Here is a 23,056-nt window from a genome sequence, read left to right on the forward strand (position 1 = left end):
TGTGGTTATTTCGCCCCTTCGGAGAAGAGTCGTGAAGCGACCTGCAATCATCCTGATTTGCCTGCTGTTGCAGGCGTGCTCAGCTACCACCAAAGGGCTGGGCCACTCACTGTGGGACAGCATGTTCGGCACGCCGGGCGTGCATCTGACCGATGACGAACTTCAGAACATGCCGTATGCCAGCCAGTACATGCAGCTAAACGATGGTCCGCAACTGTTTGTGGTGCTCGCTTTCGATGAAAACGGGCAGCAGAAATGGGTGACGCAGGATCAGGCCACCATCGTGACGCAGCATTCCCGCATCGTGAAAACGTTGCTCGGCGGCGACAACCTGCTTGAGGTGAACAACCTGGCTGAAGATCCGCTCATCAAGCCGAATCAGATTGTCGATGGCGCAAGCTGGACGCGCACGATGGGCTGGACCGAGCACAAACAGGTGCGCTACGCCACGGCCCGCTCCACCTTCCGCTGGGACGGTACGGACAGTGTCAAAGTGGGCAGCGACGAAACGCAGGTGCGCGTGCTGGATGAAGAGGTGACAACCGATCAGGCCACCTGGCATAACCGCTTCTGGGTGGACGAAGAGGGGCAAATCCGCCAGTCCTTGCAGTATCTCGGTGCCGGTTTCTTCCCGGTGAAGACCACCCTGATCAAGGCGGCGAAATCATGAAAATGTTCATCCACATTGCGCTTCTCGCCAGCCTGGCCTCGCCGCTGGCGTGGTCTGCGGGAACGGTACAGGTCTACACCCCGGACAGCGAAAAACCTAAAACCTTAACCAATGCCGGGCATCTGCTCGATCTGGTGGGGCAGCCGAGGCTGGCGAAAAGCTGGTGGACCGGGGCGGTTATCAGCGAGCGTCAGGCGACGATTGTAGCGGAACAAAAACATCAGGCGCTGCTCGCCCGACTGAGCGGGCTGGCACAACAGGAAGATGCCGACGATGCCGCGGCTATTACTAGCCTGCGTCAGCAGCTTCAGGCGGTTAAGGTGACGGGGCGCCAGAAGGTGAATCTCGATCCCGACGAAGTGCGTGTCGCGGAAAACGGCAATCCGTCGCTGGAAGGGGACTATACCCTGTGGCTTCCGGCTCAGCCTTCCACCGTCACCGTGATGGGGCTTCTCAGCAGCCCTGGCAAAAAGCCGTTTACGCCGGGCCGGGACGTGGCGAGCTATCTCGACGAGCAAAGTCTGCTCAGCGGAGCGGATAAAAGCTATGCCTGGGTGGTCTATCCGGACGGGCATACGCAGAAAGCGCCGGTGGCTTACTGGAATAAACGCCATATCGAACCTATGCCGGGCAGCATCATTTTTGTCGGTTTTGCCGACCATTTCTGGACGAAAGCGTATGACGGGCTTAATGCCGATATCCTTCGCTCCCTGATACAGCGGATACCGGAATAATGAAAAAAACCTATCTCTACAGCATGCTTGCACTGTGCGTGAGTGCCGCCTGTCATGCAGAAACGTATCCGGCACCCATCGGCCCGTCGCAGTCCGATTTTGGCGGCGTGGGCTTACTGCAAACCCCAACCGCGCGTATGGCCCGCGAGGGGGAAATCAGCCTTAACTATCGCGATAACGATCAGTACCGTTACTACTCTGCGTCCGTGCAGCTGTTCCCCTGGCTGGAGACCACGCTGCGCTACACCGACGTGCGTACAAAACAGTACAGCAGCGTAGACGCTTTCTCCGGCGATCAGACCTATAAAGACAAAGCCTTCGACGTGAAGCTGCGCCTGTGGGAAGAGAGCTACTGGATGCCGCAGGTTTCCGTTGGTGCGAAAGACATTGGCGGGACCGGCCTGTTTGACGCGGAATACATCGTGGCCAGCAAAGCCTGGGGACCGTTTGATTTCTCACTCGGTCTGGGATGGGGCTATCTGGGTACCAGCGGCAACGTCAAAAATCCGTTCTGCTCCTACAGTGATAAATACTGCTACCGTGATAACAGCTACCAGAAAGCGGGCTCCATCAACGGCGACCAGATGTTCCACGGCCCGGCCTCGCTGTTTGGTGGTGTAGAGTATCAAACGCCATGGCAGCCGCTGCGCCTGAAGCTGGAGTACGAAGGTAATAACTACAGCGAAGATTTTGCCGGCAAAATTGAGCAGAAGAGCAAGTTTAACGTCGGCGCTATTTACCGCGTCACCGACTGGGCCGACGTTAACCTCAGCTATGAGCGCGGTAATACCCTGATGTTTGGCTTTACCCTGCGCACTAACTTTAACGACATGCGGCCGCACTATAATGACAACCCGCGGCCAAAATATCAGCCGGAGCCGCAGGATGCGATCATTCAGCACTCCGTGGTAGCGAACCAGCTGACGCTGCTGAAATATAACGCGGGCCTGGCGGATCCGAAGATCCAGACCAAAGGCGATACGCTGTATGTTACCGGCGAGCAGGTGAAATACCGCGACTCCCGCGAAGGGATCGAGCGCGCCAACCGGATCGTCATGAACGATCTGCCGGAGGGGATCCGCACGATCCGCGTGACGGAGAACCGCCTGAATCTGCCGCAGGTCACCACCGAAACCGATGTTGCCAGCCTTAAGCGTCATCTTGAAGGCGAACCGCTCGGGCATGAAACCGAGCTGGTGCAAAAACGCGTTGAGCCGGTGGTGCCGGAAACCACCGAGCAGGGCTGGTATATCGATAAATCGCGCTTCGATTTCCATATCGATCCGGTGCTGAACCAGTCCGTGGGTGGGCCGGAAAACTTCTACATGTATCAGCTGGGCGCGATGGCGACGGCGGATCTGTGGGTGACCGACCACCTGTTGACCACCGGTAGCCTGTTCGGCAACCTTGCCAACAACTACGACAAATTTAACTACACCAACCCGCCGAACGATTCAAAACTGCCGCGCGTGCGTACCCGTGTGCGTGAATACGTGCAGAACGATATCTACGTGAATAACCTCCAGGCCAACTACTTCCAGTACTTCGGCAACGGTTTCTACGGCCAGGTTTACGGTGGCTATCTGGAAACCATGTTCGGCGGCGCCGGGGCAGAAGTGCTTTATCGTCCTGTCGACAGCAACTGGGCGTTTGGGGTTGATGCCAACTACGTGAAACAGCGTGACTGGCGCAGCGCGCAGGACATGATGAAGTTCACCGACTACAGCGTCAAAACCGGCCACCTGACCGCCTACTGGACGCCGTCGTTCGCGCAGGACGTGCTGGTAAAAGCCAGCGTCGGCCAGTATCTGGCGGGCGATAAGGGCGGCACGCTGGATATCTCCAAACACTTTGACAGCGGCGTTGTGGTGGGCGGCTATGCCACCATCACCAACGTTTCGCCAGACGAGTACGGGGAAGGGGACTTCACCAAAGGGGTGTACGTGTCGATTCCGCTGGATCTGTTCTCATCAGGCCCAACCCGCAGCCGTGCGGCAGTGGGCTGGACGCCGCTGACGCGCGACGGCGGTCAGCAGCTTGGACGTAAATTCCAGCTGTATGATATGACCAGCGATAAGAACATTAACTTCCGCTGATGCTTCACGCCGGGCGGCACTGCGTTTGCCCGGCCTACGGTTTTTGTAGGCCCGGTAAGCGCAGCGCCACCGGGCGAATGCGCCAAACATAAACAAAAAATATAGATCCCCGTCACATTTTTGCGTTATACAGGAACCTCGCCCTGGAGAATGAGGTGCTGTATGACATCCCTGACTCGTCCGCGCGTTGAGTTTATCTCAACGATACTCCAGACCGTACTGAACCTCGGTCTGCTGAGCCTTGGCCTGATCCTGGTCGTTTTTCTGGGTAAAGAGACGGTGCATCTGGCGGATGTGCTCTTTGCTCCTGAGCAAACCAGCAAATACGCACTGGTGGAAGGCCTGGTGGTCTACTTTCTCTACTTTGAATTTATCGCCCTGATTGTGAAGTACTTTCAGTCCGGCTTTCACTTCCCGCTGCGCTATTTTGTCTACATTGGCATCACCGCCATTGTGCGGCTGATCATCGTCGATCATAAATCCCCGCTCGACGTGCTGATCTACTCGGCGGCGATCCTGCTGCTGGTGATCACCCTCTGGCTGTGCAACTCAAAGCGGCTAAAACGCGAATAAAAAAAGGGCGCTCCGAAGAGCGCCTAACAACAGTCACAAGTTGGTTCAATACAATACGTCTAAAGTTGAGGGTTGCAGTGGCATAACAAATGAAACTTAACCTTTCACACCGCCCGCCGTCAGGCCGTTGACCAGCCAGCGCTGGGCCAGCAGGAACACCACGGTAATCGGGATGGCAGAGAGGACGGCCGCCGCGGCAAAGTCGCCCCACAGGTAGTTTTGCGGGTTGAGATACTGCTGCATACCGACGGCCAGGGTGTAGCTGTTTACATCGCGCAGTAACAGAGAGGCGACCGGTACTTCGGTGATCGCCGCGATAAACGACAGAATAAACACCACCGCCAGAATCGGCACCGACAACGGCAGCAGCACCAGGCGGAACGCCTGCCACGGTGTCGCGCCATCCAGTGCCGCCGCTTCTTCCAGCGAGCCGTCGATGGTTTCGAAATAGCCTTTAATGGTCCACACGTGCAGGGCGATACCGCCGAGATAGGCGAAGATCACGCCGCCGTGAGTGTTCAGGCCGATGAACGGCACGTACTGGCCCAGACGGTCAAACAAGGCATATAACGCCACCAGCGACAGTACGGCCGGGAACATCTGGAAAATCAGCATCCCTTTCAGCAGGGTCGCTTTGCCCGGAAAACGCATACGGGCGAAGGCGTAAGCACAGGTGGTGGAGAGCGTCACGATGCCGATGGCTGTGATGGTTGCCACCTTCACCGAGTTCCACAGCCACAGCAGCACCGGGAACGGCGGCGGCGTGACGCGGCCATCCGCGTGTTCCACGCTGAAGCCCAGCGCGAGCTTCCAGTGCTCCCAGGAGATTTCGTCCGGGATCAGGCTCCCGGTGGCGAAGTTCCCCGAACGCAGGGATATGGCGATAACCATCAGCAGCGGGAACATGATCGCCGCGATGAAAATCAGCAGGCCTAAGTGCGTCGCGAGGAGGCGCAGTTTCTGAGATTTGGGTTGTACCATTGCCATGTTCAGTGCCCTCCTTAGTCAAATTTCATACGTGTGGCTTTCAGGTTAACAATCGCCAGGGCGCCAACCAGCAGGAAGATCAGGGTGGCAATCGCCGCCGCCAGGCCGAAGTCCTGACCGCCGCCGCCCTCGAAGGCGATGCGGTAGGTGTAGCTCACGAGCAGGTCGGTATAGCCTGCCGGTGTGGTGGTGCCGAGACGGTCCGGGCCACCGTTAGTCAACAGCTGAATCAGCACGAAGTTGTTAAAGTTAAAGGCGAAGCTGGCGATCATCAGCGGCGTCAGCGGCTTAATGAGCAGCGGCAGGGTAATTTTGAAGAAGTTCTGGAACGGACCCGCGCCGTCCATCGCCGAGGCTTCGTAAAGGTCGTCCGGGATGGCCTTCAGCAGCCCCATGCACAGGATCATCATGTACGGATAGCCCAGCCAGGTGTTCACGATGATAATCATCGAGCGAGCGGTGGTCGGGTCGCTGAACCAGGCCGGTTTAATGCCGAACAGCGCGCTCAGCATCATGTTGATTTCACCGAAGCTCTGGTTAAACAGCCCTTTGAAAATCAGAATCGAGATGAACGACGGCACGGCGTACGGCAGAATCAGCAGCACGCGGTAAATCGCTTTGCCCTTCAGGGACTCCCACTGCACGAGGCAGGCCAGCACCATGCCCACGGCCACGGTCAGGATCACGGTCAGCACCGAGAAGACCACCGTCCAGACGAAGATGGCGAAGAACGGTTTCTGGATGCCTTCGTCGGTAAACACGCGGGTAAAGTTGTCCCAGCCGATGGTGACGGTATAGCCCGGGCTGAGTTTGTCATCCCCCCAGCTGCCGTCGGCATTCACCGACTGATAGAAACCGATATCGTTGTTCGGGCGGTACTTCACGCCGCTCTGGTTGTTGGTCAGCGTGCCGTCATCCGCCAGGGTATAGAGCGGTTGGGTGCCGGAGAACTGGCGCAGCGAGCTCATGATCACTTTGCTTTCGTCTGGCAGTACGGCGGTGAGCTGGGTCAGTGCCTGGCGATTCTGGGTGATGATACGCAGGTTGGCACGTTCACCTTCCGGCAGGGCCGCAGCCTCTTTTAAGGTCAGCTTCTGCTCACCGCCAAATTTGAACGCGTCGGAAAGATAGGTTTTGCCGCTCTCACCGTCAGTGAGCGCTAACTTCCACTCATCACCCGCAGGATACAGGCCGAAGTTAAAGGTTTTACCCGCCTGATAAGAACGGTCCAGAAGCACCTGGGTGGCACGCTCCTGCGCGAGCTGGTTGGTGCTGCTGTAGTTGGTAAAGGCAATCGCGATGGTGCAGATCAGCGGAAAGAGGACAAACAGCCCCATCCCGGCAACGCCCGGGTAAACATAGCGCCAGGCATACGCTTTACGGTTGGCGAAAATATACAGGCCAACCGAGCTTAAAATCAGCGTCATGATGGCGAATAGGTATTCCCCTTGCACGTACATTAAAACAACAAGGTAACCCACCAGCAGACACAGCAGACCTATCACTGACCACTTCAGTGCGTCGCTTTGCCACCAGTGTTTCTTTTTAATGACATCCATGGGGTTCTTCCTCTACAACGGTGGAAACTTATCGTCAGGTGGCGCTGCGCTTACCTGACCTACGGATCGTGCCGTAGTCGTAGGGCGGGTAAGCGCATGCGCCACCCGCCGTTTTTCAGACTTACTTAGTAATACGACCCTGAGCATCTTTCAGCGCGGCATCGACAGTCTGGCGACCGCTTGCAGCGTTGATGACGGCGGTACGGGTGGCGTACCAGAATGCAGCCATCTGAGGGATGTTCGGCATGATTTCGCCTTTCTGGGCGTTATCCATGGTGGCCGCAATACGTGGATCTTTCGCCAGCTGATCCTGGAAGGATTTCAGCGCAACGGCGCCCAGCGGTTTGTCCTTGTTCACTTCATCCAGACCCTGATCGGTCAGCAGGTAGTTTTCGAGGAACTCTTTCGCCAGCTCTTTGTTCGGGCTGGCGGCGTTGATGCCTGCGCTCAGCACGCCCACGAACGGTTTAGACGGTTTGCCGTTGAAGGTTGGCAGCAGGGTCACGCCGTAGTTGATTTTGCTCTTGTCGATGTTGGTCCAGGCCCACGGACCGTTGATGGTCATCGCGGTTTCGCCTTTGTTGAAAGCCGCTTCCGCGATGGAGTAGTCAGTATCCGCGTTCATGTGTTTGTTCTTAATCAGGTCAACCAGGAAGGTCAGACCTTTTTTCGCGCCCGCACTGTCCACGCCCACGTCTTTCACGTCATATTTGCCGTTTTCAAACTTGAACGCGTAGCCGCCGTCGGCAGCAATCAGCGGCCAGGTGAAATACGGTTCTTGCAGGTTGAACATCAGAGCGGATTTACCCTTCGCCTTCAGCTCTTTATCCAGAGCAGGGATCTCTTCCCAGGTTTTCGGTGGGTTTGGCACCAGGTCTTTGTTGTAAATCAGTGACAGGGCTTCAACCGCGATTGGGTAAGCGATCAGCTTGCCGTTATAGCGAACGGCGTCCCAGGTGAACGGGAACAGTTTGTCCTGGAAGGCTTTGTCTGGCGTAACTTCTGCCAGCAGGCCAGACTGCGCGTAGCCCCCGAAACGGTCATGCGCCCAGAAGATAATGTCCGGACCATCGCCCGTTGCCGCAACCTGCGGGAACTTCTCTTCCAGTTTGTCCGGGTGCTCTACGGTGACTTTGATACCGGTGTCTTTCTCAAATTTTTTGCCCACTTCGGCCAGACCGTTATAGCCCTTGTCGCCGTTAATCCAGATAACCAGCTTACCTTCTTCAATTTTGGCGAGAGCCGGTGCGGAAATCATCATTGCTGCGAGGGCGGACAATGCGAAAACGCGTGCGCCAGTCTTGATCTTCATATCTGCCATCCTTTATTGGTGATGTGCTCGTGGATACATAAGGTGGTTCAACGTGACTCAGTCTCCTTATTTGACATCCTCTTTCCATCCTCCCAGTCCCTACGCCCCACCCCCTGTTTGTGTGATCCCTGTAACATAAATTTAAGTTATGAGTGCTGGCGCACATAAAAACCCACTGAATTTTGCAGGCCGCTTCACGATTTTCGCCTCGGCCCCTCAGCTGCGGTCGCAGAGCCTGCTCTCTCATCCTCCCGCCTCCTCCCCCATAAAAAAGCCGGGGGGTGGAGGATTCACGAAAGTAATGGAACACGCATAGTGAACTTATCTTGAATGTTTCTGTCGGTGACAGGTTGTAACGAAGGGAGAAGGGCATGGCGAGCGTACAGCTGCGTAATGTAACGAAAGCCTGGGGCGACGTAGTGGTGTCAAAAGACATCAATCTGGACATCCACGAAGGTGAATTTGTGGTGTTCGTGGGTCCATCAGGCTGTGGTAAATCGACTCTGCTGCGTATGATTGCCGGTCTTGAAACCATCACCAGTGGCGATTTATTTATTGGTGATACCCGAATGAACGACATCCCACCAGCAGAACGCGGCGTGGGCATGGTGTTCCAGTCTTATGCGCTTTATCCGCATCTTTCCGTTGCCGAGAACATGTCCTTTGGCCTGAAGCTGGCCGGCGCGAAAAAAGAGACCATTAACCAGCGCGTCACCCAGGTGGCGGAAGTGCTTCAGCTGGCACATCTGCTGGAGCGTAAACCGAAGGCGCTCTCCGGCGGTCAGCGTCAGCGTGTGGCGATCGGCCGTACGCTGGTGGCCGAGCCGCGCGTGTTCCTGCTCGATGAACCTCTCTCTAACCTGGATGCCGCCCTGCGCGTCCAGATGCGTATCGAAATCTCCCGTCTCCACAAACGCCTTGGACGCACGATGATTTACGTCACCCACGATCAGGTCGAAGCGATGACGCTGGCCGACAAAATCGTGGTGCTGGATGCCGGTCGCGTGGCGCAGGTGGGCAAACCGCTGGAGCTGTATCACTACCCGGCAGACCGCTTTGTTGCGGGCTTTATTGGCTCGCCAAAGATGAACTTCCTGCCCGTAAAAGTGACCGCGACGGCAATCGAACAGGTACAGGTGGAGCTGCCAAACCGTCAGCAAGTCTGGCTGCCGGTCGACAGCGCCAACGTACAGGTGGGGGCCAATATGTCCCTCGGTATCCGCCCTGAGCATTTACTGCCGAGCCACATCGCTGATGTGACGCTGGAAGGTGAAGTTCAGGTCGTCGAACAGCTTGGTCACGAAACACAGATTCATATCCAGATCCCCGCCATCCGTCAGAACCTGGTCTACCGCCAGAATGACGTGGTGTTGGTAGAAGAGGGTGCCACATTCGCTATCGGTTTGCCGCCAGAGCGTTGCCATCTGTTCCGTGAGGATGGCACTGCATGTCGTCGGTTGCACAAAGAGCCAGGCGTTTAAGCATTCCAATTACAAAGAAAAGCAATGATCTCAGGAGATAGAATAATGATTACTCTGCGCAAACTTCCTTTGGCAGTTGCCGTCGCAGCGGGCGTAATGTCTGCTCAGGCACTGGCAGTGGATTTCCATGGTTATGCTCGTTCTGGTATCGGCTGGACGGGTAGTGGCGGTGAACAACAATGTTTCCAGGCAACAGGCGCACAAAGTAAATACCGTCTCGGTAACGAATGTGAAACCTACGCTGAACTGAAACTGGGCCAGGAAGTGTGGAAAGAAGGCGACAAGAGCTTCTATTTCGACACCAACGTAGCGTACTCCGTGGCACAGCAGAATGACTGGGAAGGTACCGATCCGGCGTTCCGTGAAGCTAACGTGCAGGGTAAAAACCTGATTGAATGGCTGCCAGGCTCCACCATCTGGGCCGGTAAGCGCTTTTATCAGCGTCATGACGTACACATGATCGACTTCTACTACTGGGATATCTCTGGTCCTGGTGCTGGTATTGAAAACATTGATCTGGGCTTCGGTAAACTGTCTCTGGCTGCGACCCGTTCCCAGGAAGCTGGCGGTTCAACCTCCTTCAGCAGCAACCATATTTACGATCAAACCAAAGATACTGCAAACGACGTGTTTGACGTGCGTCTGGCCGGTCTGGAAACTAACCCGGACGGCGTGCTGGAACTGGGTGTTGATTACGGTCGTGCGAACACCACTGATGACTATCAGTTAGCGAACGGCGCATCTAAAGATGGCTGGATGTTCACCGCTGAGCATACTCAGAGCATGCTGAAAGGCTACAACAAGTTTGTGCTGCAATACGGCACAGATGCGATGACCACGCAAGGTAAAGGTATTCCTCAGGGGTCCTTCAGCGATGCCTTCGACAATAATATCAACAACAACGGCAGCCTGTGGCGCGTGCTGGATCACGGTGCAATCTCTCTGGCCGAGAAGTGGGACCTGATGTATGTGGGTATGTACCAGAACGTCGATCTGGATAACAACCTGGGTACTGAATGGTACACCGTGGGCGTGCGCCCGATGTACAAATGGACGCCGATCATGAGCACCCTGCTGGAAGTGGGCTACGACAACGTCAAATCTCAGCAAACCGGCGATCGCAACAGTCAGTACAAAATTACCCTGGCGCAACAGTGGCAGGCTGGCGACAGCATCTGGTCTCGTCCGGCTATCCGTCTCTTCGCTACTTACGCGAAGTGGGATGAAAAATGGGGTTACGCGAAAAACGGTAACGGTGATGTCACCCGCTACGCAATCTCTGACTCCACCGGCAACGGCCAGTTCTCTAACAGCCGCGGCGATGACGACGAGTTCTCCTTCGGTGCCCAGATGGAAATCTGGTGGTAATCGCATCCTGATCTGACGATGTAACCTGGGGGGCGAAAGCCCCTCAATTCCTGAGGTACTGCGCGCTATTGCCTGGCCACCGCAGTGCTTACGCTTTCTGAGGTGATAACAATGAAAATGAAGAAAAATCTCGTCGCGCTGTGCCTGTCAGCGGGTCTGCTGGCCTGTGTGCCTGGCGTTACGCTCGCTGACGTCAATTATGTCCCGCAGAATACCAGCGCAGCGCCTGCCATTCCGACAGCTGCTCTACAGCAATTAACCTGGACGCCGGTGGATCAATCCAAAACGCAGAGCACACAGCTTGCGACGGGTGGCCAACAGCTCAATGTGGCTGGCATTACCGGGCCGGTAGCCGCCTATAGCGTACCGGCTAATATCGGTGAGCTAACGTTGACTTTATCCAGTGAAGTTAACAAACAGACCAGCGTTTTTGCGCCGAACGTTCTGATCCTCGATCAGAACATGACGCCATCCGCCTATTTTCCCAGCAGCTATTTCACCTATCAGGAGCCGGGTGTAATGAGCGCGGACCGCCTGGAAGGGGTAATGCGTCTGACCCCCGCGCTCGGGCAGCAAAAGCTCTACGTACTGGTCTTCACCACTGAAAAAGATTTGCAGCAAACCACCACTCTGCTCGATCCGGCAAAAGCCTATGCCAAAGGGGTCGGTAACGCCATTCCCGATATTCCCGATCCGATTGCGCGCCATACCACCGACGGCCTGCTAAAGCTTAAGGTGAAAACCAACAGCAGTTCCAGCGTACTCGTAGGCCCGCTGTTTGGCTCATCTGGCCCGGGGCCGGTAACGGTGGGTAATACTGCCGCGCCTGTGTATGCCGCGCCAGCCGCAACACCGGCCGCGGCTCCGGCCCCGGCGAAAAAAGCCGAGCCGGTGCTTAACGATACTGAAACGTACTTTAACAACGCCATCAAGCAGGCAGTTAAAAACGGCGATGTCGATAAAGCGCTGAAACTGCTTGATGAAGCCGAGCGTTTAGGTTCAACCACTGCCCGTTCCACCTTTATCAGCAGTGTAAAAGGCAAGGGGTAACCGTCTCCCCACAGTGCTGATTTTGTTAGTCGTTTGGTGCGCCTTCACGGGCGCACTTTTTTTGGCTAAGTTGCACCATTGTTGCGATAGTGATCGTTAAATTCTGTTTGTCCGTCCTCATTTTGCCAATCTGCGATACAATGCTTTTACGTTATGTATCGGAGAGTCTGGCATGTCACACCCCGCGCTCACGCAGCTGCGTGCGCTACGCTATTTCGACCACATCCCTGCGCTTGACCCGGAACAGCTGGACTGGCTGCTGCTGGAAGATTCCATGACAAAACGTTTTGAGCAACAGGGTAAAACGGTCACGGTGACGATGATTCAGGAAGGGTTTGTCTCGCCTGCGGAGATTGCCAGCGAGCTGCCGCTGCTGCCGCAGGAAGAACGCTACTGGCTGCGTGAAATTTTACTCTGTGCGGATGGCGAGCCGTGGCTTGCCGGGCGGACGGTGGTTCCTGAGTCTACACTTTCCGGGCCGGAGCTGGCATTGCAACGCCTCGGCAAAACGCCCCTGGGGCGCTATCTGTTCACCTCGTCTGAACTGACCCGTGATTTTATTGAAATTGGTTGCGATGCCGATTTGTGGGGGCGCCGTTCCCGCCTTCGTTTGAGTGGCAAGCCGTTAATACTGACGGAACTCTTTTTGCCTGCATCGCCGTTGTACTAAGAGGGAGAGAAAATGGAGTGGAGTCTGACGCAGAATAAGCTGCTGGCCTATCACCGCCTGATGCGTACTGATAAACCCATTGGCGCGCTGCTGCTGCTGTGGCCGACCTTATGGGCGCTGTGGGTTGCCACGCCGGGCGTGCCGCCGCTGTGGATCCTGGCGGTATTTGTGGCGGGCGTCTGGCTGATGCGCGCTGCGGGCTGTGTGGTCAACGACTATGCTGACCGGAAATTTGATGGACATGTTAAGCGCACCGCGAATCGTCCTCTGCCGAGCGGTCAGGTGACCGGGAAAGAGGCGCGCATTCTGTTTGTGGTGCTGGTGCTTCTCTCTTTCATGCTGGTGTTAACCCTTAACACCATGACCATTCTACTGTCCGTTGCGGCTCTGGCGCTGGCCTGGGTTTACCCGTTCATGAAGCGATACACCCATCTGCCGCAGGTGGTATTGGGTGCGGCATTTGGCTGGTCGATTCCCATGGCGTTTGCCGCGGTCAGCGAGTCCGTTCCGCTCAGCTGCTGGCTGATGTTCCTGGCGAATATTCTCTGGGCCGTTGCGTACGATACCCAATACGCGATGGTCGATCGCGATGACGATCTCAAGATTGGCATCAAATCGACGGCGATCCTGTTTGGCCGTCACGACAAACTGATCATCGGCATATTGCAGGTGTCGGTGCTGGCGCTGATGGTGGCGATTGGTCGCCTGAACGGGCTGAACTGGGAGTTTTACTGGTCCGTACTGGTGGCGGGGCTGCTGTTTGCGTATCAGCAGAAGCTGATCGCGAAGCACGAGCGTGAAGCCTGCTTTAAAGCGTTTCTGAATAATAACTACGTCGGGCTGGTGCTGTTTCTGGGCCTGGCGATGAGTTACTGGTCATAAAAAAGCCGGGTGGCGGCTTCGCCTTACCCGGCCTACGATTTAGCGGAACATGTAGGCCGGGTAAGCGTTAGCGTCACCCGGCTTTAGCATCATTCGCCCTGCGTCGAACTCTCAATCGTTAAACGCACATCCGCGGTAATCAGCTCTGCCAGCATCTGGTAAACCTTCATTGTCTCTTCCGGCTCGGCATCGCCCGTATCGCTAATGTACCCTTCGTCGCGCAGCGTCAGCACCAGGGAGCTGAATACCGCTTTGTCGAAGAATTCCGGGGCGTTAATGCCATGCAGAACGGAGAGGCGCTGGGCCAGCGTCCGGCTCTCTTTTTCCAGCGTACCGCGGTTGATGGACGGATTTGCACTCAGCAACCAGAAGGTAATGGCGTAGCGCTGCAACGTCTCACGCGCACCGGAAGCCAGGAGCTGCAAGGTACGGGAACGTGACGGATTGATATGCAGTTCATCATCACTGATGGTAATCAGCCCCTGACGATGCATCTCTGCCGTCATTTTATCGAGCTCTGCCGCCAGTTCATCCTTACTCCAGCGCAGGAACAGCTCCGCTTTCAGCATCGGGTAGATGGCCTGAATATGGCGCAGCAGCTCCTGACGCGAAATACGGCGGTGCTGGGTAATAATGGCCGCCATCAGCGACGGCAGCATCAGCATGTGCGTGATGTTATTACGGTAGTAGGTCATCAGCACGGCCTGCTCGCGCGGCAGAATGATGATGTCACCAATCGTATCTTTCTCGACTTCGAACTTGTTCATCTGCAACGCGTGATCGATCAGCTCGCTGGCGGTGGCAGACGGCACGGTCGAATCCACGGAATACGGCACGTTGCGCATGATATCCAGGTAGCAGTCAATCTGCTCGGTCAGCTGTTCGCGGGTCAGTGAACGCTGGCGAGAGGCCAGAAGCGCAGTACAACACAGGTTCATGGCGTTTGCCGCACCAGCATTGTTGATGCGTACCATCAGCTCGGATGCAATGCCGTTGACCGTTGGCGTCAGCCAGGCCGGACGTACCGCTTCGATAGGATCGATAGACTCGCGCCACTCCGGAACATGATGGTTCAGATATGTCATCAGCGGCAGGGGCTCGCCAAAGTTCACGTATCCCTGGCCGAGGTTGCGCAATTTACTCAGCCCACGCAGCATCTGCGGCAGACTCTCTTTCTCTTTGGTTGCACCGCGCAGCTCTTTCGCGTAGGTGCCCACTTCCATCACGTGTTCATAACCGATGTAAATCGGCACCAGCGTGATAGGACGGGTACCGCCACGCAGCATGGCCTGAATGGTCATCGACAGCGTGCCGGTCTTTGGATCGAGCAGACGACCGGTACGCGAGCGACCGCCTTCAACAAAGTACTCCACAGAATAACCGCGGCTGAACAGCTCGCCCAGATACTCCCTGAAGACGGTGGAGTAAAGCTTGTTACCTTTAAAGGTACGACGAATGAAGAACGCACCCAGACGGCGGAAAATCGGGCCTGCTGGCCAGAAGTTCAGGTTGATACCGGCAGCAATATGCGGTGGCACCAACCCCTGGTGATAGAGCACGTAAGAGAGCAACAAGTAGTCCATGTGGCTGCGGTGGCAGGGCACATAGACAATCTCGTGGCCGTCGTGCGCTAACTGACGCACGCGTTCGGCGTTGTGGACGTTAATCCCCTGATAGAGGCGGTTCCACGTGAAGCCGAGGATACGGTCAGAGAGGCGAATCATCTCGTAGGAGAAGTTCGCGGCGATCTCTTCCATCAGCGCGATTGCGTTCTGCTGCGCTTTCTCGTGCGAAATTTTCTTGCTGCGCGCTTCGTCTTCTACGGCACGGGCAATCGCTTTGGAAGCCAGCAGCTTGTTGAACAGATCCTGACGTGCCGGGAGACGTGGTCCAACGGCCGCCAGACGCTGACGTGCAAAGTGCATACGCGCAACGCGCGCCAGCTTTTGCGCAATGATTTTGTCAGTGCCGTGTTCATCCGCCATGCGGCGCAGTGAAACGGAAGGTGAGAAGCGGACAAAACTGTCGCGTCCCAGCCAGGAGACGGCGAAAAACTTCTGAATGCCGTTGAGCATACGCAGCGGCGGGTTCTCTTCCCCTTTTTCGCGCCCCGGACGACGGCCAAACATCACCGACACCGGCACCATCTGCACGTCCAGATCGGGGTTGCTGCGGTGCAGATCGAGGTAATCATGGAACAGCTTAATGGACTCTTCTTTCGGCGTGTAATAGGTGAACACGCGCGGCCCGCCATGGATGAACACGTAGCGTGGCAGCAGCGTACCGTCGACTTCCAGCGGTTCAAGTGGGTCAGGTAAATCGTGCGCCAGACATTGAGCGCGAAGCGTCAGCAGGTCTGCCTTCGAGTTATAAGGCAAAACGTACATAATAGGGCGCGACGTATCGAGCCCTAATTCCAGCGCAGGTTCTGCTGGGATAGACTTACTTTTTACCAGGACGCTTAATGGTAAATTAAGTAATTTGTAGTAAATTCGTGGCCAGCCGGACATAAACGATGTAAAGCCTCTGGTTAATAATGCAATTGCGGCGCAAGGATAACAGAAAGCGCGCAAAATTTCTGTTGTTACCCGTCATACTTCAGGTTGCAGCAAAACGCGCTGCGGCTTTAGTTACAGACGCTATTTATCATAAAAGGTTCTTTTAATGGCCAATAATACCACTGGGTTAACTCGAATCATTAAAGCTGCCGGTTATTCATGGAAAGGTTTCCGCGCTGCATGGGTTAATGAAGCCGCTTTCCGCCAGGAGGCGGTTGCTGCAATCGTTGCCGTTGTCATCGCCTGCTTCCTTGATGTTGATGCTATCACCCGCGTACTGCTCATCGGATCTGTCTTTCTGGTGATGATAGTGGAAATTCTTAATAGCGCTATTGAGGCCGTTGTTGACCGAATCGGGTCGGAATTCCATGAATTGTCTGGCCGGGCGAAAGACATGGGTTCCGCTGCCGTACTGCTGGCGATTATCACTGCGGCGATCACCTGGGTCACGCTGCTTTGGTCGCATTTCCGATGAGCCTCGAGGAATAATTAAGTCCCTGGTTTTTTGTGCAGTTTTTGGTTCCAAAATCGCCTTTGACTGTATATACTCACAGCATAACTGTATATACACCCAGGGGGCGGTATGAAAGCGTTAACGACCAGGCAGCAAGAGGTGTTTGATCTCATTCGGGATCATATCGGCCAGACGGGTATGCCACCCACGCGTGCAGAAATTGCGCAGCGTCTGGGCTTCCGTTCTCCTAATGCTGCCGAAGAGCACCTTAAAGCGCTGGCGCGTAAGGGCGTGATTGAGATTGTTTCCGGCGCCTCACGCGGTATTCGTCTGCTGGTGGAAGAAGAGAGCGGTATTCCGCTGGTGGGTCGCGTAGCGGCAGGTGAACCTCTGCTGGCGCAGCAGCACATCGAAGGGCACTATCAGGTTGATCCAGGCATGTTCAAGCCGAGCGCCGATTTCCTGCTGCGCGTTAGCGGAATGTCCATGAAAGATATCGGTATTCTGGATGGCGATCTGCTGGCGGTACACAAAACGCAGGACGTGCGTAACGGGCAAGTCGTGGTGGCGCGCATTGATGATGAAGTGACGGTTAAGCGCCTGAAGAAACAAGGCAATACCGTGCAGCTTCTGCCTGAAAACAATGAATTCTCCCCGATTGTGGTGGATCTCCGCGAGCAGAGCTTCTCTATTGAAGGACTGGCGGTCGGCGTTATCCGCAACGGTGAATGGCTGTAATCTCTTCCTGACAGGCTGTAGTTCCTCTACAGCCTGGCCTGTTTTCTGATTCCGGTAATTTCCATGGCATTGCTAACTTCTGCCGATAAGGCGTTGTGGCGTCTTGCGCTACCGATGATTTTTTCCAATATTACCGTTCCTCTGCTTGGGCTGGTGGATACGGCGGTTATCGGGCATCTCGATTCGCCGATTTATCTCGGCGGCGTCGCGATCGGCGCAACGGCGACCAGCTTTCTCTTTATGCTGCTGCTTTTTCTGCGCATGAGTACGACGGGCCTGACGGCCCAGGCGTATGGTGCAAAAGATCCCCTGCGTCTGGCGCGTGCGCTGGTTCAGCCGCTCATTCTGGCGTTCGGTGCTGGCGCGTTAATCGTTCTGTTGCGTACGCCGCTGATTGATTTTGCGCTCCATATTGTGGGCGGCAGCGATGCCGTACTGGAACAGGCCCGGCGGTTCCTCGAAATTCGCTGGCTCAGCGCGCCCGCTTCACTGGCAAACCTGGTCCTGCTGGGCTGGCTGTTGGGCGTGCAGTACGCCCGCGCGCCGGTGATCCTGCTGGTGGTAGGCAACCTGCTTAACATTATGCTCGATCTGTGGCTGGTGATGGGGCTGCACATGAACGTCCGGGGCGCGGCGCTGGCCACGGCGATTGCCGAGTACGGTACGCTGCTAATTGGTTTGGGAATGGTCTGGCGCGTACTGGCGATGCGCGGTATCACCCTGGATCTGCTGAAATCGGCCTGGCGCGGCAACATTCGTAAGCTGCTGGCGCTTAATCGCGACATCATGCTCCGTTCGCTCCTGCTGCAACTCTGCTTTGGCGCCTTAACCGTTTTTGGTGCGCGTCTTGGGCCTGAAATCGTCGCAGTCAACGCAGTGCTCATGACGTTACTGACCTTTACCGCTTACGCGCTGGATGGTTTTGCTTACGCCGTCGAGGCGCATTCAGGGCAGGCCTATGGCGCGCGTGAAAGCGGCCAGTTACGTGAGGTCTGGCGTGCTGCCTGTCGTCAGGCGGGCCTGGTGGCGCTGGCCTTTGCTCTGGTATACGCCTGTTTTGGTGAGCATATTGTCGCGCTACTCACCTCGTTGCCCGCGCTACGTGAGCTGGCCGATCGCTACATCCTCTGGCAGGTAGTATTACCGGTGGTGGGTGTGTGGTGCTATTTGCTGGACGGCATGTTTATTGGTGCGACGCGAGGGGCGGAGATGCGCAACAGCATGGCCGTCGCGGCGGCGGGGTTTGGCCTGACGCTGCTGACCCTGCCGTATCTCGGCAATCATGGTCTGTGGCTGGCGCTGGCGGTGTTTCTCTCACTGCGTGGCCTTTCGCTGGCCGTTATCTGGCATCGTCACTGGCGAAACAATACCTGGTTTCCAGCCCCGCACGATATATCGTAACGGTTAAAGATTCCGAATATAAAAACAACTACCGAATCCTTAACTACAATAATAATCACGTCCAGCAGAAAAGAACGTAGCGGGCGATACTCATAGACGCTTAACACGAGGACACGATGATGAATAAAGACGAAATCGGCGGCAACTGGAAGCAATTCAAAGGTAAAGCGAAAGAACAGTGGGGTAAGCTGACAGATGACGATATGACCGTCATTGAAGGTAAGCGCGATCAGCTGGTAGGTAAAATCCAGGAGCGCTACGGTTACGAAAAAGATCAGGCGGAAAACGAAGTCAAAGACTGGGAAACCCGTAACGACTACCGCTGGTAACCGGTACTATCCCCAAGGGCGGCCCTGAGCCGCCTTTTTCTTTGGCTTTAACGCGGCTTTTTCTTCACCAGGATAGAGTGATCGTGCTGACAGTCATCCTGATGACGGCATGACTCCACCTCCACGCAGGCAGAACATAAGCCGTGGGCTTCAATCACGTTATGTCGCAGCGCAAAGCCCATTCTGGCTGCCAGCGTATGCATAATATCTTCCACACCTTCCGCACACTCTTCCTTCACCACACCACAGCGATCGCAGATAAACATGGCGGACGTGTGAGTTGGCTGGTCAAAAAGATGGCACAGCACATAGCTGTTTGTTGATTCCACTTTATGCACAAATCCTTGCTCCAGCAGAAAATCCAGCGCCCGATAAACGGTCGGCGGTTTTGCCTGCGGCTCGCTTTCACGCAGCAGATCGAGCAGATCGTAGGCGCTGATGGCGCCCTGTTGCAGGCTCATCAGACGCAGTACCTCAAGGCGCTGCGGGGTCAGGCGCACATTGCGTTGCGCGCACAGCTTTTCAGCTTGCGCTAACAGCTCTTTTGTGGACTTGTCCATCGGGCACCTCGGATGTGGTAAGGGGTGAAAACTCTCACTTTATCATGTTCTGCTAAAAACACCGAGATCCGCCAGGCTGTGCTATACCTGACGCATCGCAAATCAGGAGATCGCAAAATGAAAAGACCTGACTGTATTCGGCACTGGCGGGACGTGGAAGGCGCTGATGACGCAACGTATCCTGACAGCAACGAACGTTTTTCTATTGGCGCGCCGCTGGCCCGCAAACTGGGTCTCGGCCGCATTGGTATTCACCATGAACGGCTGCCGCCCGGACGCCGCACATCTTATCCGCATGCGGAAAGCGACGAAGAGGAGTTTGTTTACGTTCTGGAGGGTTACCCTGAGGCCTGGATCAATGGCTATTTATGGAAGCTCGAACCCGGAGACAGCGTGGGATTTCCAGCCGGGACGGGCGTGTGTCACACCTTTATCAACAATACCGATGAAGAGGTGCGCTTACTGGTGGTGGGTGAGGCCAATAAAAAACATAACCGTATCTACTATCCGCTCAATCCGGTGTATGCCGCGACGCGCGAAGACCGCTGGGTCGACCATCCGCCTCAGTTTTTTGGGCCGCACGATGGAAAACCTGGGCGAAAATAATTTCCTCTTCTATAAATATTGATGGTCGTCACATATTACAACAGGCCGGGATGGAATTTAACTTAAGGAAATAGCGGGTCTTTTTGCACTTATTCACAGCAATAGTTCGTTCCTGTTTGGGTGATAACAGACAGGGTTAACTAATAACAAACTATTTACGAGCACACTGTGAAAAAACATTTTAAATTTTCGATGGTTAGCATCGCTGTCTCCTTTTTTATGGCAAATCAGGCGGGAGCAGCCAATACCTGGACGGAAGCGCGTAGCGACGCAATGGGCGGAACGGGTGTCGCGGCAGGGAGCTATGGCAGCGGGGCGTTAATCAACCCCGCGTTGCTGACAAAATCTAAGCCCGAGGATGATGTGACGGTTATTTTGCCGTCCGTTGGCGTGCAGGTGACCGATGAAGACAATCTTCAGGACGAGATTGATACCATTAACGACAAAATCAATCATTACAAGGATGTGGTTGATAGTCTGACCCCCATTGAAGTTATCACCAATCCATTAGGTTCGATCAATCAGTTCCAGGGCGCAGCGAAAGATCTCGCTGATGAACTGGACTACCTGAAAGGCAAGACCGCACACGCCACCGCAGGGGCGGGGATTGCCGTCAGTATCCCTAACGATGTTCTTTCCGTGGCCTTTATGGCAAAAGGCTATGCCCATGGCCGGGTCAGCTCTTCAATCGATCAGCAGGACATTGATTATCTGCGCGGTATACAACGAAGCGATGCGGTGGCTGCCGGTGTGGCGCTGGATGCCGCGCTAAACGGTACCGATCAGATCACCAAAAACCTTAACTCTACGGCGTCTGGTCGGGCGGCGATTGTGTCCGACTACGGTATTGCGGTGGCCCGTCAGTTCGATCTTGGCGGCGTTCCGGTTTCCGTTGGCGTCACGCCGAAGTTGCAAAAAACCTGGCTCTATAACTACACCACCTCAATCTACGATTACGACAGTAATAAGTGGAACGACAGCCGCTACCGTACCGACGACACTGGCTTCAACGTCGATGCCGGTATTGCGGCTGATTTCGGTGAAAACTGGACGGTCGGTGTGAGCGGACAAAACCTGATGTCGCGCGATATCGATACCAAAGATATCCGCATTCGCAACGGACGCACGGGAGAGGTAGTGAGTTATAAAGACACCTATCAGATCCGTCCGCTGGTCACTGCCGGGGCCGCCTGGCATAACGATCTGGTCACGCTTACCGCAGACGGCGATCTGACCGAAACCAAGGGCTTTAAAAGCGAAGACACCTCCCAGTACGTTGGCGTCGGTGCCGAAGTCACGCCGCTGAGCTGGCTGGCAGTACGCGCCGGTTATCGTGCGGATATGAAAGGGAACGACAGCAACGTCTTTACCGGCGGTGTCGGTTTCGCGCCGTTCAACGCCGTCCACGTTGACCTGATGGGGCTTTATGGCGAAGACGAGACCTGGGGCGCAGGGGCACAGTTGAGCATGACGTTCTAAAGTCCACCGGAGGCGCTGCGCCTCCGGCTTTTCTTTATGCTATAGTAGCGCCCCTTTTCCACCAGATGCTTAAAACTTCGCCATGTCGTCAGAATTCCAGACCGCTTTCCCTGCACACCGTTTCTCCATTGCGCCAATGCTCGACTGGACGGACAGACACTGCCGCTATTTCCTGCGCCAGCTCTCCCGCCATACGCTGCTGTACACCGAAATGGTCACTACCGGCGCAATTATTCATGGCAAGGGCGATTATCTGGCGTACAGCGAAGAGGAGCATCCGGTTGCGCTGCAACTGGGTGGCAGCGATCCGGCTGCGCTGGCGCAGTGCGCGAAGCTGGCTGAAGAACGCGGCTATGACGAGATTAACCTCAACGTCGGTTGCCCGTCCGACCGTGTGCAAAACGGTATGTTCGGCGCGTGTCTGATGGGTAATGCACACCTGGTGGCGGACTGCATCAAAGCGATGCGCGACGTCGTCTCTATCCCGGTCACGGTCAAAACCCGTATCGGCATAGACGACCAGGACAGCTATGAGTTTCTGTGTGATTTCATCAACACCGTATCAGGGAAGGGTGAATGCGAGATGTTTATCATCCACGCCCGTAAAGCCTGGCTCTCTGGCCTCAGCCCGAAAGAAAACCGCGAGATCCCGCCGCTGGACTACCCGCGCGTGTACCAGCTGAAACGCGACTTCCCACACCTGACCATGTCGATCAATGGCGGTATTAAGTCGCTGGACGAGGCCAAAGCGCACCTCGAACATATGGATGGCGTGATGGTCGGACGCGAGGCGTATCAGAATCCGGGCATTCTGGCGACGGTTGACCGGGAAATCTTTGGCGTTGAGGGTGCTGACACCGATCCCGTGGCCGTAGTGCGCGCCATGTATCCGTACATTGAGCGCGAGCTGAGTCATGGTACGTATCTGGGCCACATTACCCGCCATATGCTTGGCCTGTTCCAGGGCATTCCTGGTGCGCGCCAGTGGCGTCGTTATCTCAGCGAGAACGCGCATAAAGCCGGTGCGGATATTGAGGTACTGGAACACGCGCTGCGTCTGGTTGCGGATAAACGTTAAATTTCGCTAAAAGATGGTCAAATACGCCACGCCCTGCAACACATTGCGGGGCGTTTTGCTTTCAGAACAACAACTTATTTTTGGCATGATTCTTGTAACGATCGCAGCATCATTCGGGAACTCGTGGGAGAGCACCATGCTTGAACTACTTTTTGTGATTGGTTTCTTTATCATGCTGATGGTCACGGGCGTGTCGCTGCTCGGTATCCTGGCCGCGCTCGTTGTGGCCACGGTGGTGATGTTTGTCGGCGGTTTATTTGCCCTGACGATTAAACTCTTGCCGTGGTTACTTCTGGCGATTGCGGTGGTATGGGCGATACGGGCGATTAAATCGCCAAAACTGCCCAGTTATCAGCGTAATAACCGCTTCCGTTACTAAGGTATTGAGGGGTACGTCACATACCTGCAACTTTTCCGGCAGCAATCCTTAGAACAGAATAGGATTTACTTATCGAATCTGTCACTATGGCT

The 23,056-nt window shown here is 55.5% G+C and carries 22 protein-coding genes; 17 read left to right on the top strand and 5 right to left on the bottom strand.

The features are described 5' to 3' along the window. Positions 1 to 31 precede the first annotated feature (31 nt). The 4 genes from ACOTZD_RS20795 (at position 32) to psiE (ending at position 4,073) form a co-directional block, all read left to right on the top strand. Positions 32 to 670 carry a YjbF family lipoprotein gene (locus ACOTZD_RS20795; RefSeq protein ID WP_003860339.1) on the top strand — a complete coding sequence of 213 codons (639 nt, stop codon included), beginning with the start codon at positions 32 to 34 and terminating at the stop codon, positions 668 to 670. Then, a complete protein-coding gene (locus ACOTZD_RS20800; protein ID WP_023315215.1) occupies positions 667 to 1,404 on the top strand; it encodes a capsule biosynthesis GfcC D2 domain-containing protein in 738 nt (245 codons plus the stop codon). The genes ACOTZD_RS20795 and ACOTZD_RS20800 overlap by 4 nt, the downstream gene beginning before the upstream one ends. Next, a complete protein-coding gene (locus tag ACOTZD_RS20805) occupies positions 1,404 to 3,500 on the top strand; it encodes a YjbH domain-containing protein (RefSeq protein WP_032608242.1) in 2,097 nt (698 codons plus the stop codon). Before ACOTZD_RS20800 ends, ACOTZD_RS20805 begins: the two co-directional genes overlap by 1 nt. A 162-nt stretch (positions 3,501 to 3,662) precedes the next feature. Beyond that, entirely contained in the window at positions 3,663 to 4,073 is a 411-nt protein-coding gene (gene psiE / locus ACOTZD_RS20810) for a phosphate-starvation-inducible protein PsiE (RefSeq protein WP_000202963.1), read from the top strand. A gap of 96 nt (positions 4,074 to 4,169) precedes the next feature. Here psiE and malG read toward each other — a convergent pair whose 3' ends face one another. From malG to malE, 3 genes are all read right to left on the bottom strand, one after another. Beyond that, positions 4,170 to 5,060, bottom strand: coding sequence for a maltose ABC transporter permease MalG (malG, locus tag ACOTZD_RS20815; protein ID WP_003860332.1), 891 nt, complete (start codon positions 5,058 to 5,060; stop codon positions 4,170 to 4,172). Between the two features lie 14 nt (positions 5,061 to 5,074). Beyond that, complete coding sequence (gene malF / locus ACOTZD_RS20820; protein ID WP_003860331.1) at positions 5,075 to 6,619, bottom strand: maltose ABC transporter permease MalF; 1,545 nt, start codon at positions 6,617 to 6,619, stop codon at positions 5,075 to 5,077. Between the two features lie 121 nt (positions 6,620 to 6,740). After that, positions 6,741 to 7,931, bottom strand: coding sequence for a maltose/maltodextrin ABC transporter substrate-binding protein MalE (gene malE, locus ACOTZD_RS20825; protein ID WP_003860330.1), 1,191 nt, complete (start codon positions 7,929 to 7,931; stop codon positions 6,741 to 6,743). 371 nt (positions 7,932 to 8,302) lie between these two features. Between malE and malK the strand changes: the two genes are divergently transcribed. From malK to ubiA, 5 genes are all read left to right on the top strand, one after another. Continuing rightward, positions 8,303 to 9,412, top strand: a complete 1,110-nt coding sequence (gene malK / locus ACOTZD_RS20830; RefSeq protein ID WP_003860329.1) for a maltose/maltodextrin ABC transporter ATP-binding protein MalK — start codon at positions 8,303 to 8,305, stop codon at positions 9,410 to 9,412. Between the two features lie 42 nt (positions 9,413 to 9,454). Next, positions 9,455 to 10,780, top strand: coding sequence for a maltoporin (locus tag ACOTZD_RS20835; protein WP_045894836.1), 1,326 nt, complete (start codon positions 9,455 to 9,457; stop codon positions 10,778 to 10,780). A gap of 111 nt (positions 10,781 to 10,891) precedes the next feature. Then, the gene (gene malM / locus ACOTZD_RS20840; protein ID WP_045894761.1) at positions 10,892 to 11,830 is read left to right on the top strand and encodes a maltose operon protein MalM; all 939 of its coding nucleotides are present in this window, start codon (positions 10,892 to 10,894) and stop codon (positions 11,828 to 11,830) included. Positions 11,831 to 12,002: 172 nt separating this feature from the next. After that, positions 12,003 to 12,500 carry a chorismate lyase gene (gene ubiC, locus ACOTZD_RS20845; RefSeq protein WP_022646736.1) on the top strand — a complete coding sequence of 166 codons (498 nt, stop codon included), beginning with the start codon at positions 12,003 to 12,005 and terminating at the stop codon, positions 12,498 to 12,500. Between the two features lie 12 nt (positions 12,501 to 12,512). Continuing rightward, on the top strand, positions 12,513 to 13,382 hold the full coding sequence (gene ubiA, locus ACOTZD_RS20850; RefSeq protein WP_421636364.1) for a 4-hydroxybenzoate octaprenyltransferase: 870 nt from the start codon (positions 12,513 to 12,515) through the stop codon (positions 13,380 to 13,382). An 89-nt stretch (positions 13,383 to 13,471) separates the two neighbouring features. Here ubiA and plsB read toward each other — a convergent pair whose 3' ends face one another. Then, entirely contained in the window at positions 13,472 to 15,892 is a 2,421-nt protein-coding gene (gene plsB / locus ACOTZD_RS20855) for a glycerol-3-phosphate 1-O-acyltransferase PlsB (RefSeq protein WP_003860322.1), read from the bottom strand. Between the two features lie 154 nt (positions 15,893 to 16,046). Between plsB and ACOTZD_RS20860 the strand changes: the two genes are divergently transcribed. The 4 genes from ACOTZD_RS20860 (at position 16,047) to ACOTZD_RS20875 (ending at position 18,862) form a co-directional block, all read left to right on the top strand. Further along, positions 16,047 to 16,415, top strand: coding sequence for a diacylglycerol kinase (locus ACOTZD_RS20860; RefSeq protein WP_003860321.1), 369 nt, complete (start codon positions 16,047 to 16,049; stop codon positions 16,413 to 16,415). Positions 16,416 to 16,523: 108 nt separating this feature from the next. After that, the gene (lexA, locus tag ACOTZD_RS20865) at positions 16,524 to 17,132 is read left to right on the top strand and encodes a transcriptional repressor LexA (protein ID WP_003860318.1); all 609 of its coding nucleotides are present in this window, start codon (positions 16,524 to 16,526) and stop codon (positions 17,130 to 17,132) included. A gap of 63 nt (positions 17,133 to 17,195) precedes the next feature. Further along, a complete protein-coding gene (dinF, locus tag ACOTZD_RS20870; protein ID WP_032661154.1) occupies positions 17,196 to 18,533 on the top strand; it encodes an MATE family efflux transporter DinF in 1,338 nt (445 codons plus the stop codon). Positions 18,534 to 18,652: 119 nt separating this feature from the next. Further along, positions 18,653 to 18,862: a CsbD family protein gene (locus tag ACOTZD_RS20875; RefSeq protein ID WP_003860314.1), complete on the top strand. Its 210-nt coding sequence runs from the start codon at positions 18,653 to 18,655 to the stop codon at positions 18,860 to 18,862. Between the two features lie 47 nt (positions 18,863 to 18,909). Here the strand turns inward: ACOTZD_RS20875 and zur are convergent, their stop codons facing one another. Beyond that, positions 18,910 to 19,422 (bottom strand): zinc uptake transcriptional repressor Zur, encoded by a 513-nt coding sequence (gene zur / locus ACOTZD_RS20880; protein WP_003860309.1) that lies wholly within the window; start codon positions 19,420 to 19,422, stop codon positions 18,910 to 18,912. Between the two features lie 117 nt (positions 19,423 to 19,539). Between zur and ACOTZD_RS20885 the strand changes: the two genes are divergently transcribed. The 4 genes from ACOTZD_RS20885 to pspG all read left to right on the top strand — a co-directional run bounded on the left by ACOTZD_RS20885 (position 19,540) and on the right by pspG (position 22,964). Beyond that, entirely contained in the window at positions 19,540 to 20,028 is a 489-nt protein-coding gene (locus tag ACOTZD_RS20885) for a cupin domain-containing protein (RefSeq protein ID WP_003860307.1), read from the top strand. 192 nt (positions 20,029 to 20,220) lie between these two features. Next, entirely contained in the window at positions 20,221 to 21,507 is a 1,287-nt protein-coding gene (gene traF, locus ACOTZD_RS20890) for a conjugal transfer protein TraF (protein ID WP_226861353.1), read from the top strand. Between the two features lie 82 nt (positions 21,508 to 21,589). Next, positions 21,590 to 22,585 (top strand): tRNA dihydrouridine(20/20a) synthase DusA, encoded by a 996-nt coding sequence (gene dusA / locus ACOTZD_RS20895; protein ID WP_003860304.1) that lies wholly within the window; start codon positions 21,590 to 21,592, stop codon positions 22,583 to 22,585. A 136-nt stretch (positions 22,586 to 22,721) separates the two neighbouring features. Next, the gene (pspG, locus tag ACOTZD_RS20900; protein ID WP_003860302.1) at positions 22,722 to 22,964 is read left to right on the top strand and encodes an envelope stress response protein PspG; all 243 of its coding nucleotides are present in this window, start codon (positions 22,722 to 22,724) and stop codon (positions 22,962 to 22,964) included. Positions 22,965 to 23,056 lie beyond the last annotated feature (92 nt).

Source organism: Enterobacter cloacae complex sp. SHL022 (assembly GCF_049237785.1).
In the GTDB taxonomy this organism is placed as follows: Bacteria; Pseudomonadota; Gammaproteobacteria; order Enterobacterales; family Enterobacteriaceae; genus Enterobacter; species Enterobacter hormaechei_C.

Excerpts from the sequence above, each read along its gene's own strand:
- plsB (WP_003860322.1), bottom strand. The coding sequence starts at position 15,892 with ATGTCCGGCTGGCCACGAATTTACTACAAATTACTTAATTTACCATTA.
- pspG (WP_003860302.1), top strand. The coding sequence starts at position 22,722 with ATGCTTGAACTACTTTTTGTGATTGGTTTCTTTATCATGCTGATGGTC.
- malE (WP_003860330.1), bottom strand. The coding sequence starts at position 7,931 with ATGAAGATCAAGACTGGCGCACGCGTTTTCGCATTGTCCGCCCTCGCA.
- ACOTZD_RS20800 (WP_023315215.1), top strand. The coding sequence starts at position 667 with ATGAAAATGTTCATCCACATTGCGCTTCTCGCCAGCCTGGCCTCGCCG.
- ACOTZD_RS20875 (WP_003860314.1), top strand. The coding sequence starts at position 18,653 with ATGAATAAAGACGAAATCGGCGGCAACTGGAAGCAATTCAAAGGTAAA.
- ACOTZD_RS20885 (WP_003860307.1), top strand. The coding sequence starts at position 19,540 with ATGAAAAGACCTGACTGTATTCGGCACTGGCGGGACGTGGAAGGCGCT.
- malM (WP_045894761.1), top strand. The coding sequence starts at position 10,892 with ATGAAAATGAAGAAAAATCTCGTCGCGCTGTGCCTGTCAGCGGGTCTG.
- dusA (WP_003860304.1), top strand. The coding sequence starts at position 21,590 with ATGTCGTCAGAATTCCAGACCGCTTTCCCTGCACACCGTTTCTCCATT.
- lexA (WP_003860318.1), top strand. The coding sequence starts at position 16,524 with ATGAAAGCGTTAACGACCAGGCAGCAAGAGGTGTTTGATCTCATTCGG.
- traF (WP_226861353.1), top strand. The coding sequence starts at position 20,221 with ATGGTTAGCATCGCTGTCTCCTTTTTTATGGCAAATCAGGCGGGAGCA.
- malG (WP_003860332.1), bottom strand. The coding sequence starts at position 5,060 with ATGGCAATGGTACAACCCAAATCTCAGAAACTGCGCCTCCTCGCGACG.
- malF (WP_003860331.1), bottom strand. The coding sequence starts at position 6,619 with ATGGATGTCATTAAAAAGAAACACTGGTGGCAAAGCGACGCACTGAAG.
- zur (WP_003860309.1), bottom strand. The coding sequence starts at position 19,422 with ATGGACAAGTCCACAAAAGAGCTGTTAGCGCAAGCTGAAAAGCTGTGC.
- psiE (WP_000202963.1), top strand. The coding sequence starts at position 3,663 with ATGACATCCCTGACTCGTCCGCGCGTTGAGTTTATCTCAACGATACTC.
- malK (WP_003860329.1), top strand. The coding sequence starts at position 8,303 with ATGGCGAGCGTACAGCTGCGTAATGTAACGAAAGCCTGGGGCGACGTA.
- ACOTZD_RS20860 (WP_003860321.1), top strand. The coding sequence starts at position 16,047 with ATGGCCAATAATACCACTGGGTTAACTCGAATCATTAAAGCTGCCGGT.
- ACOTZD_RS20805 (WP_032608242.1), top strand. The coding sequence starts at position 1,404 with ATGAAAAAAACCTATCTCTACAGCATGCTTGCACTGTGCGTGAGTGCC.
- ubiA (WP_421636364.1), top strand. The coding sequence starts at position 12,513 with ATGGAGTGGAGTCTGACGCAGAATAAGCTGCTGGCCTATCACCGCCTG.
- dinF (WP_032661154.1), top strand. The coding sequence starts at position 17,196 with ATGGCATTGCTAACTTCTGCCGATAAGGCGTTGTGGCGTCTTGCGCTA.
- ubiC (WP_022646736.1), top strand. The coding sequence starts at position 12,003 with ATGTCACACCCCGCGCTCACGCAGCTGCGTGCGCTACGCTATTTCGAC.